Origin of the sequence: Burkholderia pyrrocinia, from assembly GCF_022809715.1 — a bacterium.
Lineage (GTDB): Bacteria > Pseudomonadota > Gammaproteobacteria > Burkholderiales > Burkholderiaceae > Burkholderia > Burkholderia pyrrocinia_C.
Map to the genome: position 1 here is coordinate 386883 of NZ_CP094459.1, position 13830 is coordinate 400712.

General features: G+C 69.0%; 12 protein-coding genes and 1 riboswitch. Of the genes, 7 read left to right on the forward strand and 5 right to left on the reverse strand.

What is annotated here, in order from left to right:
- The first annotated feature begins 80 nt into the window (after positions 1-80).
- On the forward strand, positions 81-1547 hold the full coding sequence (locus MRS60_RS01780; protein WP_034183631.1) for a glutamate synthase subunit beta: 1467 nt from the start codon (positions 81-83) through the stop codon (positions 1545-1547).
- A gap of 124 nt (positions 1548-1671) precedes the next feature.
- Here the strand turns inward: MRS60_RS01780 and MRS60_RS01785 are convergent, their stop codons facing one another.
- Positions 1672-2043, reverse strand: a complete 372-nt coding sequence (locus MRS60_RS01785; protein WP_243565131.1) for a hypothetical protein — start codon at positions 2041-2043, stop codon at positions 1672-1674.
- Positions 2044-2397: 354 nt separating this feature from the next.
- On the opposite strand from MRS60_RS01785, the gene MRS60_RS01790 reads away from it, so the two are divergent.
- Positions 2398-3888, forward strand: a complete 1491-nt coding sequence (locus MRS60_RS01790) for an alanine/glycine:cation symporter family protein (RefSeq protein ID WP_034183633.1) — start codon at positions 2398-2400, stop codon at positions 3886-3888.
- Positions 3885-4451, forward strand: coding sequence for an RNA 2',3'-cyclic phosphodiesterase (gene thpR / locus MRS60_RS01795; RefSeq protein WP_034183634.1), 567 nt, complete (start codon positions 3885-3887; stop codon positions 4449-4451). The genes MRS60_RS01790 and thpR overlap by 4 nt, the downstream gene beginning before the upstream one ends.
- A gap of 78 nt (positions 4452-4529) precedes the next feature.
- Here the strand turns inward: thpR and MRS60_RS01800 are convergent, their stop codons facing one another.
- The 4 genes from MRS60_RS01800 to MRS60_RS01815 all read right to left on the reverse strand — a co-directional run bounded on the left by MRS60_RS01800 (position 4530) and on the right by MRS60_RS01815 (position 9787).
- Positions 4530-5813 (reverse strand): D-amino acid dehydrogenase, encoded by a 1284-nt coding sequence (locus MRS60_RS01800; protein WP_131947943.1) that lies wholly within the window; start codon positions 5811-5813, stop codon positions 4530-4532.
- A 25-nt stretch (positions 5814-5838) separates the two neighbouring features.
- The gene (locus tag MRS60_RS01805; RefSeq protein ID WP_034183636.1) at positions 5839-7101 is read right to left on the reverse strand and encodes an MFS transporter; all 1263 of its coding nucleotides are present in this window, start codon (positions 7099-7101) and stop codon (positions 5839-5841) included.
- 140 nt (positions 7102-7241) lie between these two features.
- Positions 7242-8018 carry an SDR family NAD(P)-dependent oxidoreductase gene (locus MRS60_RS01810; protein WP_243565132.1) on the reverse strand — a complete coding sequence of 259 codons (777 nt, stop codon included), beginning with the start codon at positions 8016-8018 and terminating at the stop codon, positions 7242-7244.
- On the reverse strand, positions 8015-9787 hold the full coding sequence (locus tag MRS60_RS01815) for an ABC transporter ATP-binding protein/permease (protein ID WP_034183638.1): 1773 nt from the start codon (positions 9785-9787) through the stop codon (positions 8015-8017). Before MRS60_RS01815 ends, MRS60_RS01810 begins: the two co-directional genes overlap by 4 nt.
- 270 nt (positions 9788-10057) lie before the next feature.
- A riboswitch (TPP riboswitch) is annotated at positions 10058-10180 on the forward strand.
- 233 nt (positions 10181-10413) lie between these two features.
- Here MRS60_RS01815 and MRS60_RS01820 point away from each other — a divergent pair.
- From MRS60_RS01820 to thiE, 4 genes are read left to right on the forward strand one after another with little or no spacing between them, the layout of a single operon-like run.
- On the forward strand, positions 10414-11559 hold the full coding sequence (locus tag MRS60_RS01820) for an FAD-dependent oxidoreductase (RefSeq protein ID WP_243565133.1): 1146 nt from the start codon (positions 10414-10416) through the stop codon (positions 11557-11559).
- Positions 11560-11591: 32 nt separating this feature from the next.
- A complete protein-coding gene (thiS, locus tag MRS60_RS01825) occupies positions 11592-11789 on the forward strand; it encodes a sulfur carrier protein ThiS (protein ID WP_243565134.1) in 198 nt (65 codons plus the stop codon).
- Positions 11790-11827: 38 nt separating this feature from the next.
- Entirely contained in the window at positions 11828-12643 is an 816-nt protein-coding gene (locus MRS60_RS01830; protein WP_243565135.1) for a thiazole synthase, read from the forward strand.
- Positions 12640-13764: a thiamine phosphate synthase gene (thiE, locus tag MRS60_RS01835; RefSeq protein WP_243565136.1), complete on the forward strand. Its 1125-nt coding sequence runs from the start codon at positions 12640-12642 to the stop codon at positions 13762-13764. The genes MRS60_RS01830 and thiE overlap by 4 nt, the downstream gene beginning before the upstream one ends.
- Positions 13765-13830 lie beyond the last annotated feature (66 nt).

Genomic DNA, 13830 nt, shown 5'->3' on the forward strand with positions numbered 1-13830 from the left:
GAACGACATAGCGAATGCCGCGCGCGCATGATTGCCGCGCGCGGCTCCCCCACCCGATACACCGAACAGAAGAGCACCTTATGGGCAAGGCAACCGGTTTTCTGGAGTTCGAACGCCGCCACGAGGCGTACGAAGCACCGCTCACGCGCGTGAAGCACTACAAGGAATTCGTCGCGGCACTGACCGACGCGGACGCGAAGGTCCAGGGCGCGCGCTGCATGGATTGCGGCATCCCGTTCTGCAACAACGGCTGCCCGGTCAACAACATCATCCCGGACTTCAACGATCTCGTTTACCGCCAGGACTGGCAGCAGGCGATCGAAGTCCTGCACTCGACCAACAACTTCCCGGAATTCACGGGCCGCATCTGCCCGGCGCCGTGCGAGGCCGCGTGTACGCTCGGGATCAACGAAGACCCGGTCGGCATCAAGTCGATCGAGCACGCGATCATCGACAAGGCCTGGGCGGAAGGCTGGGTGAAGCCTGAGCCGGCTGCGCACAAGACGGGCAAGAAGGTTGCCGTCGTCGGCTCGGGCCCTGCGGGCCTCGCCGCCGCGCAGCAGCTCGCGCGCGCGGGCCACGACGTGACGGTGTTCGAGAAGAACGACCGTGTCGGCGGCCTGCTGCGCTACGGGATTCCCGATTTCAAGCTCGAGAAGTGGCTGATCGACCGCCGCATGCGCCAGATGGAAGCGGAAGGCGTGACGTTCCGCACCAGCGTGTTCATCGGCAAGGATCCGCTGCCCGAGTCGATCGGCAGCCTCGCGAAGGAAACCATTTCGCCGGACACGCTGAAGGAAGAATTCGACGCGGTCGTGATCGCCGGCGGTTCGGAAACGCCGCGCGACCTGCCGGTGCCGGGCCGCGAGCTCGCGGGCGTTCATTTCGCGATGGACTTCCTGCCGCAGCAGAACCGCGTGAACGCGGGCGACAAGCTCGTCGACCAGCTGCTCGCGAAGGGCAAGCACGTGATCGTGATCGGCGGTGGCGATACGGGTTCGGACTGCGTCGGCACGTCGAACCGTCACGGTGCGAAGCAGGTCACGCAGTTCGAACTGCTGCCGCAGCCGCCGGAAGAGGAAAACAAGCCGCTCGTGTGGCCGTACTGGCCGATCAAGCTGCGCACGTCGTCGTCGCACGAGGAAGGCTGCGAGCGCGACTGGGCGGTCGCGACGAAGCGTCTCGAAGGCAAGAACGGCAAGGTCGAGAAGCTGATCGCGGTGCGCGTCGAGTGGAAGGACGGCAAGATGCAGGAAGTGCCGGGCTCCGAGTTCGAGATGAAGGCCGATCTCGTGTTGCTCGCGATGGGCTTCACGCAGCCGGCAGCGCCCGTGCTCGACGCGTTCGGCGTCGCGAAGGACGCGCGCGGCAATGCGCGTGCGGCGACCGAAGGCGATCGCTCGTACTACACGTCGGTCGACAAGGTGTTCGCGGCAGGCGACATGCGTCGCGGCCAGTCGCTGGTGGTGTGGGCGATCCGCGAAGGCCGCCAGTGCGCGCGCTCGGTCGATGCGTACCTGATGGGGCATTCGGAACTGCCGCGCTGAGCTGAATACCGCGAGCGGGTTTCGACGAGAGCCGGGCGTCCGAAAGGGCGCCCGGTTTTTTTGTGGGGCCGGCGGGCGGCGATGGACCGACCGCATGCGGTTCGATGCCGGCCGGCGAGCGACGTCATTGCATCGGCGCTGCCGGGTTGAGCGGAAACATTTGAATCTTCCCGAAGCCCGTGACGCGATGCTCGCAATCGATCGTAGCCATGTAGCTTGCTTCGCGCGACTTCAGATCGAATGCCCACCAGCCGAGCTTGTCGGCATGGTAGCGGGGTGTGCCGGCGAATTCGATTGCGTCCGGATCGATGCCGTGCACTTTGACGAACGTGAGAATTTTCGCCTCGAGTTCCGCGACGGAGGCGTCGGGACAATAGCCGTCGTCCCGCTCGTATCTGGCAATCCCGACGACGAGGAACAACACGACGAGCGCGATGGCTGAAGCGCCGAGAATCAGTACGAGACGAATGGCGTGGCGAGTGAAGGTCGAGATCATGAGCGCGTCCGGAGATTGTTCTGGTCGGTGAAGTTGAATCCCCCTCGCACCCCGTTTCGGCGATCCGGAACGGTGTCCGGGTCTGGTGTCGGACGAGCGGCATCCGAAAGATATTTCGACGTCCGGATTTTCCAGCCGAGTGAGCGAACCTGCTGCCAAGTTCGGTTGTATGGTCGCGCCGACAACACGCAATTTCGCGAAGCGTCGTCTAACCTGATGACATCCAGCCGCGATTTTTCGACATCTCATATCCTTTCGTTTTGTAATAATCCTTGAAAACTGTCATATCATGTCGCCCCTCGGGCCGCGTTCGCGGTGGTCGCATGTGACTGACCCTATTTACAAGGACTCTGGATGGAAGCATTCGTGCATGGGCTGATCGACGCCGTCAACGGCGTGTTGTGGAACTACGTGCTGATTGCGCTGCTGCTCGGTGCCGGTGCGTGGTTCACGGTGCGGTTCCGGATGATCCAGCTGAAGGCGCTGTTCCTCAGCATGAAACTGGTCGGCAGCAAGGGCGAGCCGGGCAGCATCTCGTCGTTCCAGGCGTTCGCGACCGGGCTCGCGAGCCGCGTCGGCACCGGCAACATCGCCGGCGTCGCGGTCGCGCTGACGGTCGGCGGGCCGGGGGCGATCTTCTGGATGTGGATGACGGCGCTGGTCGGGATGTCGTCCGCGTTCGTCGAGGCGACGCTCGCGCAGATCTTCAAGGTGTCGCACCCGGACGGCAGCTATCGCGGCGGCCCCGCTTACTACATCCAGACCGGCCTGCGTTCGCGCGGCTTCGGCGTGCTGTTCTCGCTGTCGCTGATCCTCGCGTTCGGCTTCGTGTTCAACGCGGTGCAGGCCAATGCGATCGCCGATGCGTTCCATACGTCGTTCGGCTGGAGCCGCGAGACGGTCGGCCTCGGTCTCGTGCTGCTGAGCGCGCCGATCATCTTCGGCGGCATCCGCCGCATCGCGACGGTCGCGCAGGTGATCGTGCCGCTGATGGCGATCGGCTATCTCGGGCTCGCGGTCTACGCGGTCGCGACGCACATCGCATTGGTGCCGGACGTGATCGCGCTGATCGTGAAGAGCGCATTCGGCCTCGAGCAGGCGGCGGGCGGCCTGACGGGCTATGCGGTCAGCCAGGCGATCGCGATCGGCGTGAAGCGCGGGCTGTTCTCGAACGAAGCAGGGATGGGCAGCGCGCCGAACGCGGCCGCGACCGCGAGCACGCGGCACCCCGTCACGCAGGGGCTGATCCAGATGCTCGGCGTGTTCGTCGACACGATCGTGATCTGCAGCGCGACCGCGTTCGTGATCCTGCTGTCGGGCCAGTACGAGCTCGGCACCGGCATGGAAGGCGCGGCGCTCACGCAGCGCGCGATCTCGAGCCACGTCGGCGACTGGGGCGGCATCTACATGGCCGTCGCGATCTTCTTCCTCGCGTTCTCGTCGGTGATCGGCAACTACGCGTATGCGGAAGGCAACGTCGAATTCATCACGAAGCGGCGCGGCGTGCTGCCGCTGTTTCGCGTCGCGGTGCTCGGGATGGTGATGTTCGGCAGCGTCGGGCAACTGCCGCTCGTGTGGGCGATGGCCGATACGAGCATGGGGCTGATGGCGATCGTCAACCTGATCGCGATCCTCGCGCTCGGCAAGTATGCGCACGCCGCGTGGGCCGACTATCGCCGCCAGCGCGCGGCAGGTATCGCCGATCCGGTGTTCACGCGCAACACGATCCCGGAACTCGCGCGCGTGCTGCCGGCCGACGTGTGGGGCGAGCACGGTCCGCTGCCGCAGCGTCCGGTTTCGGCCGAAGCGGCGAGCGCGCCGCGTGCCGCGGTGAGCGAGTCATGAACGGCGACCGGCTCCGTGCGTTCGTCGCGCTGATGCCCGATGCGGCGTCGCGCGACGCCCTGCACGCGTTGCCGGTCACCCGCGGTGCGCGGCGCACGCTGCCCGCGCAACTGCACCTGACGCTCGCGTTCATCGGCGCGATCGAACGGGAACGGTGCGACGCGCTGGCCGCGCACCTGCCCGCGCTCGCAGCCGCGCATGCGCTGCCGCTGCTGCCGGTCGAGCGGATCGCGTGGTGGCCGAGCTTGCCGCGCGCGAGGCTGATCGTCGCGGAACTCGAGGCCGATCCGGCCTGCGTCGCGCTGAATGCCGGGCTGGCGGCGCTGCTGGCTGAACTCGGCGTGCCGGTCGACCGGCGGCCGTTCAGGCCGCACGTGACGCTCGCGCGGCTGCCGCGTGACGCGGTCGGACAGCCCGCGCACGGCGGCGCGCCCGGGCGGCCGGTCGTGCTGCGCATCGAAGCGCTGACGCTGTTCGAAAGCCGGCTGTCGCACGAGGGTGTGTCGCATCGGCCGATCGTATCGGCGCCGATCGCATGGGCGGACGGCCGGGCGGTGCGGTGAGCGGTGCTCGCGATGCATGGCGATGGCTGCGCGTATCGCGCCAGCGCATCGCGTCGACGGTGTCGCCCGGCGCCGAGCCTACCGGCCGTAGCGCGCGAGCGTCAGGCCCGACAGGTCGATCTCCGGCTCGCGTCCGGTGACGAGATCCGCGACCACCTTGCCCGAACCCATCGACATCGCCCAGCCCGTCGAGCCGTGGCCGACGTTGAGCCAGAGCCCGTCGATCCCGCTCGCGCCGAGCAGCGGCGGCCCGTCGGGCGTCATTGGCCGGCGGCCGACCCAGAAACGCGCCGATGCGCGATCGGCCGCGTGCGGGAACCAGTCGTCGAGCACCTTCATCAGCGTATCGAGCGCCTGCTGCCGCAGCGCCGCGTGCCGGTTGCCGAGCTCCGCGGTGCCCGCGACGCGCAGCGTCGGGCCGAAGCGCGTGATCGCCGTCTTCAGCGATTCGTCCATCAGCGCGGCGTGCGGCGCCTTTTCATCGTCGACGACCGCGAGCGTCGCCGAGTAGCCTTTCACCGGATACAGCGGCACGTCGATGCCGTGCGGCCGCAGCAGGCCGGCGCTGTCGACGCCGAGCGCGACGACGATCGCGTCGGCGGCGAGCGGGGCATCACTTCGTGCGGCGGCGCCTTCGTCCAGTGAATCGATCCTCACGCCGCGCACGCTGTTGCCCGCGACGTCGAGCGCGCGGATCGCGGTGCGAAAGCGGAACGTGACGCCATTCGCTTCGCACAGCGCGCGCAGTTCGCGCGTGAAGCGTGCGCAGTCGCCGGCTTCGTCGTCGGGCAGGTAGATGCCGCCGACGGGCGCCTGCCGTGCCCAGCGCAGGCCCGGCTCGATCGCCGTGCAGCCGGCCGCGTCGAGTTCGCGAAACGCGATGCCGGCATCGCGCAGCACCTTCAGCGCGGGCTGCATCATCTCGACGTCGAATGCGCCGCGCAACAGTTGCAGGTAGCCGCGACTCGCGCCGTAGTCGAACGGATAACGGTCGCGAAACGCATGCAGGCACGCGCGGCTGTAATACGCGATGCGCTGCATGCGCTGCTTGTTCACGCGGAACCGCTCGAACTCGCATTCGCGCAGCCAGCGCGCGATCCAGCGCCACTGCGCGGCGTCGAGCGTCGGCCGGAAGATCAGCGGCGAAGCGGGCTTGAACAGGTACTTGAGGATCTTGCCGGGCATTCCCGGCGCGGCCCACGGCGTCACGTAGCCGGGCGCGATCACGCCCGCGTTGCCGAGGCTCGTCGCCTGTGCGACGTCGGCCTCGCGTTCGATCACGGTGACGTCGCAGCCTGCTTCGCGCAGGTGCCACGCGGTGGTGACGCCGATCACGCCGGCGCCGAGAACGATCACGTGCATGCGGTTTCCGGAACGAAGAGGGCGCTCACGACGCGACGGCCGGATCGTCGACGAGCGACTTGCCGCGCGTTTCCGGCAGCACGAGCGCGGCGACGATCACGAGCAGGTAGCCGCCGCCCGCGACGAGGCCGATCGCCTTCACGAGCGACATCGATTGCGACAGCGAGCCGACGAGGATCGGGAAGAACGAGCCGAGCCCGCGGCCGAGGTTGTAGCAGAAGCCCTGGCCCGAGCCGCGGATCGCACCCGGATACAGCTCCGACAGATACGCGCCGACGCCCGCGAAGATCCCCTGCACGACGATGCCGAGCGGGAAGCCGAGCAGCAGCATCGCGGTATCGGTGATCGGCAGCATCGTGTACGCCATGCCGAGCGAGAACGAGCCGATCGCGAACAGGATGAACGACGCGCGGCGGCCGAGCCGGTCGGACAGGATCGCGCCGACTACGTAGCCGACGAACGAGCCGACGATCAGCACGACGAGATAACCGCTCGTGTTGAACACGGACAGGTGGCGGACGGTTTTCAGGTAGGTGGGCAGCCACGTCGTGATCGCGTAGTAGCCGCCGAGCATCCCGGTGCACAGCGCGCTGCCGAACAGCGTCGCGCGCAGGTGCGGCGGCGAGAAGATCTCGAGGAAGTGGCCCGACACGCGGCCTTCGTCGCGGGCGCGGCGCGTGGCCGTGTAGATGTCGGGATCGCTGACGTTGCGGCGGATGTACAGGATCCACAGCGCGGGCACGATGCCGATCCAGAAGCACGCGCGCCACGCGACCTGCTCGGGCAGCAGCGCGAAGAACGCCCAGTACAGGATCGCGGCCGCGGCCCAGCCGAACGACCAGCTGCTTTGCACGGTGCCGACGGCCTTCGCGCGATGCTCGGGCGAGCGGATCGTCTCGGCCATCATGATCGTCACGACCGACCATTCGCCGCCGAAACCGAAGCCCTGCAGCGTGCGCGTCGCGAGCAGCTGCCAGAACGAATGCGTGAAACCGGACAGGCACGTGAACAGCGCGAACGTCGCGATCGTCCACTGCAACACGCGCACGCGGCCGTAGCGGTCGGCGAGGATGCCGGCGGCCCAGCCGCCGACTGCCGACGAGATCAGCGAACTCGTCGCGATCATCCCGGCCTCGCTCTTCGTCATTCCCCACGTGGCGATCAGCGTCGGGATCAGGAACGAGTAGATCATGAAGTCGAACGCATCGACCGCGTAGCCGCCGAATCCGGCGTACAGCGTCTTGCGCTCGCGCGACGACAATTCGTTGAACCACTGGAATGCCTGCATGCTTGCCGCCCCCTCTCGTCTCGTCTCGTCTCGCACTGCCGCGTGGCGGTTATTTTACGGTCGCGATGCGGCCGGCCAAAAAGGCCGATGCAGGTTCGTGCGGGAAAGCGGGTAGACGGGAAGGAGGGGGCGATGCCGCTTCAGAGCGTCAGGCCGCCGTCGACGTGGATGACCTGGCCGGTGATCTGCCGCGCCGCGTCCGACAGCAGGAACGCGATCAATGCAGCGACGTCGTCGGGTTCGGCGATCCGGCCGAGCGGTGTCGCCTGTTCGGCCTGCGCCCACGCGGCGGCGTTGCCGGCGCTCGGCCCGTGGTCCTTGCGCGTGAAGCCGGGCGCGACCGCGTTGACGGTGATGCCGCGCGCGGCGAATTCGGCGGCCGCGGTGCGCACCAGCGACTCGAGCGCGGCTTTCGCGGCGGCGGTGGCCGCGAACGGCGCATCGGCGCGGTAGCGGTGCGCGACGAACGAACTGAGCGCGACGATCCGCGGCGCGGCCGACGCTTCGAGCAGCGGCCGCGCGCGGCCCGCGAGCGCGGAGAACGCGCCGGGCATCGCCGCGAAGGCGGACGCGAGCGCATCCGCGGAAAGATCGGAAAAGGCCTGCCGCGCGGCGAAGCCGGCGTTCGCGACGAGCTGGTCGAGCCCGCCGAAGCGCGCGGCGGTTGCATCGACGAGCGTGGCCGCGACGCCCGGCGCGGCGAGATCGCCGGTGAGCGTGATGCATTGCGCGCCGGCCGCCGTGCAGGCGCGCTCGACTTCGGCGAGCCGGGCCCGCGCCGCATCGTCCGCGCCGCGCGCGTGCAGCGCCAGCGCGATGCCGGGCGCCGCGAGCCGCCGCGCGAGCGCCGCGCCGATCCCCGAGCCTGCGCCGGTGATCAGCGCGATCCGCACGATGTGCGCGGCGCGTGCGCTCACGCAGCCACCTTGTCGCCGGCGTTTACGCGCTCGACGTTGATCGTGCCGACGTGGAACGCGGCCAGCGACTCGCGATGCGCGATGCTGACGATCGCGGCTTTCGGCAGCCGTTCGGCGAACAGGTGGTACAGGCGTGCCTCGTTGTCGGCGTCGAGCGCGCTGGTCGCTTCGTCGAGGAACAGGAAGTCGGGCTTGTGCAGCAGCACGCGTGCGCCGGCAAGGCGCTGCTGCTCGCCCGGCGACAGCACGCGCGTCCAGTGCGCGGTTTCGTCGAGGCGCTCGACGTAATCCTCGAGGCGGCATGCGCGCAGCGCGTCGCGGCACGCGTCGTCGCTGAACGTGTCGGGTGTCGCCGGGTAGGTGAGCGCGGCCTTCAGCGTGCCGATCGGCAAATAGCTCGTCTGCGGCACGAACATCATCCGCGCGCCGACCGGCGCGTCGATCGCACCGTCGCCGAACGGCCACAGGCCCGCGAGCGCGCGCATGAACGTGCTCTTGCCGGAACCCGACTTGCCGATCACGAGCCAGCGCGAACCCGGCTCGATCGTGACGTTGCCGATCTCCGCGAGCGCGTTGCCGTTCGGCAGCGCGAGCTTGAGCGACGACGTCGACAGCTTGGCCGCGTCGACGTAGTGCAGGTTGATGCCGCCGTGCTCGGTCGCGGGCGACAGGCTTTCCTTCAGGTGCGACGTGCCCATCACGCGCTTGAATTCGCGCAGACGGTTGACGGTGGCGCGCCATTCGACGAGGGTCGAGTAGCTGTTGATGAACCACGAGAACGAATCGCTGACGGTGCCGAACGCGGACGAGATCTGCATCAGCACGCCGAACGAGAACGCGCCCGCGAAGTACCGCGGCGCGGCGACGACGAGCGGGAAGATGATCGCGATCTGCCCGTAGAAGCTCAGCACGAACGTGAGGCGCTTCGTGTACTTCATCACGCGCCACCAGTTGTCGCGGATGCGCATGAAGAGGTTTTGCGCGTTGCCGGTCTCGGTTTTCTCGCCGTCGTAGAACGCGATCTGCTCGGCGTTCTCGCGCACGCGGATCAGCCCGAAGCGGAAATCGGCCTCGACGCGCTGCTGCTGGTAGTTGATCGACACGAGCGGATGGCCGACCTTCTGGATGATCAGCGAGCCGACCACCGCGTACAGCGCGGCCGCCCACACCATGTAGCCGGGAATCGAGATCGGCGTGGCGCCGAGCGTGAACGTCAGCGCACCGGCGAGCGACCACAGGATCGTGATGAACGACACGAGCGTGACGACCGTCGACAGCAGGTCGAGCGACAGCGCGAGCGTCGTGGTCGAGAACGACTGGAGGTCGTCGGTGATCCGCTGGTCGGGGTTGTCCGCGAGGCGGTCGCGTTCGATCCGGTAGAACGCGCGATCGCCGAGCCACTGGCCGAGAAAACGGTCGGTGAGCCACTGGCGCCAGCGGAAGCCGAGCATCTGCCGCAGGTAGCGGCCGTACACCGCGAGGATGATGAACGCGAACGCGAGCGCGGAGAACTGCATCAGCAGGTGCGGGAAGTCGTGGACGTCCTTCGACTGCAGCGCGTTGTAGAACTCGGCGTTCCACTTGTTCAGCCGGACGTTGATCCACACCACGCAGAGGTTGATCGCGATGATCGTGACCAGCAGCCCCCACGCGATTTTCCATTCGGACGATACCCAGTAGGGCTTGATGAGGCTCCATGCGGATACCGGGCGCTCGTCCTGCGGCGCGTCGGAGGCGGCGGAGCGGACGGGGTCGATCGATTGGGTCATGTGCTTCCTGATGAGTAGCCGGCGCGCGGGCCGGGCGAAGCCGGGTGCGCGCCGCGATACGGCATGCCGGGGCGAGGCGCCGACTGACGGCGGGCGTTGCGGATGGTCGCCCGCGCGTCTTAAACGGCGCTTAAGGGCCGGCGGTGACGCGGCAACCGGCCGCTCGCGCGGCCGGCCTGCGGGCATTGTGCCAGAGCGGCGCAGCGCGCCGGCGAATTTGCCGCAGGGGGACAGTTTGCGGCGCTTTCCGCTTTTATGGTCTAATGGCCGACGACGAAACAGGGGTGCTTTGCATGCGGCCGGCGGAAGTTCAGCGCGGTGCGGCGAGGCTGAGAAAGACCCTTCGCACCCGATCCGGGTAATACCGGCGAGGGAAGTTTCTGATCCCGCCGGGCCGCGCTGGCTGCCATCCCACATGGTCAGCGCCCGAGTCCCGCCCGGCCGGCCTTTGCTGCCGGTTTCGTCCTTTGGGTACGCGCATTGCGCGTTACGGAAGGAATGATGACCGCACAATCTTCAGTCTTTTGCATGGCTCCCGGCCCGATGTCGCGTGCGTTCGCACGGGACGGCGCGTGCGCGTCGACGTTCGTCGTGCGCGCCCGCGCGGTTCGCGAGGAGCGTGCGCGATGAACGTCCAGGATTCACGGCCAGCACGGCCCGATTTCGCGGTGCTCGGCGGCGGCCTCGTCGGCCGCCTGATCGCATGGCGGCTCGCGGGCGACGGGCATCGCGTCGCGCTCTACGAGCGCAGCGGCCCGGACGGCGAGCAATCGGCCGCGTGGATCGCGGCCGCGATGCTCGCGCCGCTCGCGGAAGCGGCGAGCGCGGAGCTGCTGATCACCGAGCTCGGCGCAGCTTCCCTCGCACGCTGGCCGCAGTGGCTCGCCGAGCTGCCCGAACCCGTGTTCTTCCAGCATCACGGCACGCTCGTCGTCTGGCATCACGCGGACCGCGCGGAGGCGCCGCTGTTCGAGCGGCGGGTGCGCGCGAACGCGCCGGCCGACCTGTTCGACGGCGGCTTCGTGACGCTCGCGGGCGCACAGGTCGATGCGGCCGAGCCCGCGCTCGCGGGCCGCTTCGCTCGCGGCCTGTTGCTGCCGCGCGAAGGCCAGCTCGACAACCGTCAGGCGCTGCGCGCGCTCGCGGCGGGCCTCGTCGAACGCGGCGTCGACCTGCACTGGCACGTCGCGATCGACGACGCGAACCTGCCCGCCGCGCATTTCACGATCGATTGCCGCGGGCTCGGCGCGAAACCAGCGCTGCCCGCGCTGCGCGGCATCCGCGGCGAAGTCGCGCGCGTGCATGCGCCCGGCATCGGGCTCACCCGGCCCGTGCGGCTGCTGCATCCGCGCTATCCGCTGTATATCGCGCCGAAGCAGGACGATCTCTACGTAATCGGCGCGACCGAGGTGGAGGGCGAGGACATGTCGCCCGTCAGCGTGCGCTCCGCGCTCGAACTGCTGAGCGCGGCGTTCTCCGTGCATCCGGCGTTCGGCGAGGCGCGCATCCTCGAACTCAATGCGCAGTGCCGGCCGACGCTGCCCGATCATCGCCCGGCGGTGATCTGGGACGGCGCGTCGACGCTCGCCGTCAACGGCCTGTACCGGCACGGCTTCATGATCGCGCCGGAAGTCGCGCACGCGGCGGCGGCGTTCGCCGAAGCCGCACTCGGCGGCGCGTTCGGCGATGCCGACGCGTTCGCCGCGTGGCGCGCTGCCGCGCGCTGGCCGACGCTCCTTCATCACCGCAACGACGCGCGCCAGCCGGCCTGACGCGCGCCGCCGATAGAATCCGACCAAGCCTCATGGATATCCAGATCAACCAACAGACCCTGACGCTGCCCGACGGCGCGACGGTGGCCGACGCGCTCGCCAAGTACGGCGCGCGTCCGCCGTACGCGGTCGCGCTGAACGGCAACTTCGTCGCGCGCACGCAGCATGCGGCGCGCGCGCTCGCGGCGGGCGACAAGCTCGACGTCGTGCACCCCGTCGCGGGCGGCTGAGCGCCGCCGGTTCGTCCCCGCATTTCCAGGAAAACGACATGACGTCCCTCACATCCGCCGACGCGCTGACGCTGTACGGCGAAACCTTCGCGAGCCGCGTGCTGCTCGGCACGTCGCGCTATCCGTCGCTGCAGTCGCTGTCCGATTCGATCGCCGCGTCGCGGCCGGGGATGGTGACGGTCGCGCTGCGCCGCCAGATGACGGGCGGCACGGCCGAAGCCGGCTTCTTCGACCTGCTCAAGCGCCACGCGGTGCCGCTGCTGCCGAACACGGCCGGCTGCCAGACCGTCGCCGAGGCCGTGACGACCGCGCACATGGCGCGCGAGGTGTTCGGCACCGACTGGATCAAGCTCGAGCTGATCGGCGACGACTACACGCTGCAGCCCGACCCGGTCGGGCTGATCGAGGCCGCCGCGCAACTGGTGAAGGACGGTTTCAAGGTGCTGCCGTACTGCACCGAGGATCTCGTGATCGGCCGGCGCCTGCTCGACGTCGGCTGCGAGGCGCTGATGCCGTGGGGCGCGCCGATCGGCACGGGCAAGGGCGTTGTGAACCCGTACGGCTTGCGCGTGCTGCGCGAGCGGTTGCCCGACGTGCCGCTGATCGTCGACGCGGGGCTCGGCGTGCCGTCGCACGCGTGCCAGGTGATGGAGTGGGGTTTCGACGGCGTGCTGCTGAACACGGCCGTGTCGCAGGCCACGCACCCCGAGATCATGGCGCGCGCGTTTGCGCAGGGCGTCGAGGCCGGCCGTGCCGCGTATCTCGCCGGGCCGATGGACGCACGCGAAACCGCGCACGCGAGCACGCCGGTCGTCGGGATGCCGTTCTGGCACCAGGACGGGGGCGACGCATGAGCGCGCGTTTCGCCGACACATTCTGGCCGCCGGCCGACGAACTGGCCGAAGCGGCCGAGCGGATTCGCGCACGGCTCGGCGACTGGCCGGGCACTGCGGCACCGTGGCGGCTTTGCATGGCGGCGCCCGACATGCCGGCCGACGGCGACGTGCTGATCGTGTCGGCCGGCGACCGCACCGCGCAGGCGCGTGCGTCGGCCGCGTCGCGGCCGGCGTCGCCCGATGCGGTCGCGATCGAATTCGACGAGCAGGGCGCGGTGCTGCATGCGGCGGGCGCGCGCTACGCGCTCGACGCCGCGCATCCGCTCGCGGACGACTGGATCGCGGCGCTCGCCGCATTCCTCGATTGCGGCTTCGCGCCGGTCGACGCACTGGTGCTCGCGCTGGCGTGGCGCGACGGCGACGAGACGCGCGCGGCCGACGCGTGGCCGGTCGACGCCGCGCGGTTCCCGCGCGTCGCCGGGCTGCCGGCCGCGCCCGAGCCCGCGTTCGCGCCATGCCCGGCGCAGCTCGGCCTCTATCCGGTCGTGCCGGACGCCGAATGGGTCGAACGCGTGCTCGATTGCGGCGTGCGGACCGTGCAACTGCGCGTGAAAGGTGCGACGCCGGACGCATTGCGCCGGGAAATCGCGCGTGCGGTCGCGGCCGGGCGTCGTTATCCCGATGCGCGCGTGTTCATCAACGATCACTGGCAGATCGCTGCAGATGAAGGTGCGTACGGCGTTCATCTGGGTCAGGAAGACCTCGAGACGGCCGATCTGGCCGCGATCGCGCGCGCGGGCCTGCGGCTCGGGCTGTCGAGCCATGGTTATTACGAAATATTGCGGGCGCTGCACGAGCGCCCGAGCTATCTCGCGCTCGGCCCCGTGTACGCGACCGCGACCAAGGCCGTTGCCGCGCCGCCGCAGGGCCTCGCACGGATTGCCCGCTACGCGCGCTTCGCGGGCGCGCGGGCGCCGCTCGTCGCGATCGGCGGAGTGGGGCTCGACAGGCTGCCGGACGTGCTGGCGACGGGCGTCGGCAGCGTCGCGGTGGTCAGTGCGGTCACGGGAGCAGCCGACTATCGGACAGCGCTTATTGCATTGCAGCAATGTTTTCCCGGACAATTTGACAATCATTGACCGCAGGGCCCGGAACGGCGTCACGACATCATTCCAATGCAGGCCCTATAATTCGGCGTTCTGCGT

What these genes read in the sequence shown, in the direction of transcription:
- MRS60_RS01780 (WP_034183631.1), top strand. Translation starts at nt 81, where the DNA reads ATGGGCAAGGCAACCGGTTTTCTGGAGTTCGAACGCCGCCACGAGGCG.
- MRS60_RS01785 (WP_243565131.1), bottom strand. Translation starts at nt 2,043, where the DNA reads ATGATCTCGACCTTCACTCGCCACGCCATTCGTCTCGTACTGATTCTC.
- MRS60_RS01790 (WP_034183633.1), top strand. Translation starts at nt 2,398, where the DNA reads ATGGAAGCATTCGTGCATGGGCTGATCGACGCCGTCAACGGCGTGTTG.
- thpR (WP_034183634.1), top strand. Translation starts at nt 3,885, where the DNA reads ATGAACGGCGACCGGCTCCGTGCGTTCGTCGCGCTGATGCCCGATGCG.
- MRS60_RS01800 (WP_131947943.1), bottom strand. Translation starts at nt 5,813, where the DNA reads ATGCACGTGATCGTTCTCGGCGCCGGCGTGATCGGCGTCACCACCGCG.
- MRS60_RS01805 (WP_034183636.1), bottom strand. Translation starts at nt 7,101, where the DNA reads ATGCAGGCATTCCAGTGGTTCAACGAATTGTCGTCGCGCGAGCGCAAG.
- MRS60_RS01815 (WP_034183638.1), bottom strand. Translation starts at nt 9,787, where the DNA reads ATGACCCAATCGATCGACCCCGTCCGCTCCGCCGCCTCCGACGCGCCG.
- MRS60_RS01820 (WP_243565133.1), top strand. Translation starts at nt 10,414, where the DNA reads ATGAACGTCCAGGATTCACGGCCAGCACGGCCCGATTTCGCGGTGCTC.
- thiS (WP_243565134.1), top strand. Translation starts at nt 11,592, where the DNA reads ATGGATATCCAGATCAACCAACAGACCCTGACGCTGCCCGACGGCGCG.
- MRS60_RS01830 (WP_243565135.1), top strand. Translation starts at nt 11,828, where the DNA reads ATGACGTCCCTCACATCCGCCGACGCGCTGACGCTGTACGGCGAAACC.
- thiE (WP_243565136.1), top strand. Translation starts at nt 12,640, where the DNA reads ATGAGCGCGCGTTTCGCCGACACATTCTGGCCGCCGGCCGACGAACTG.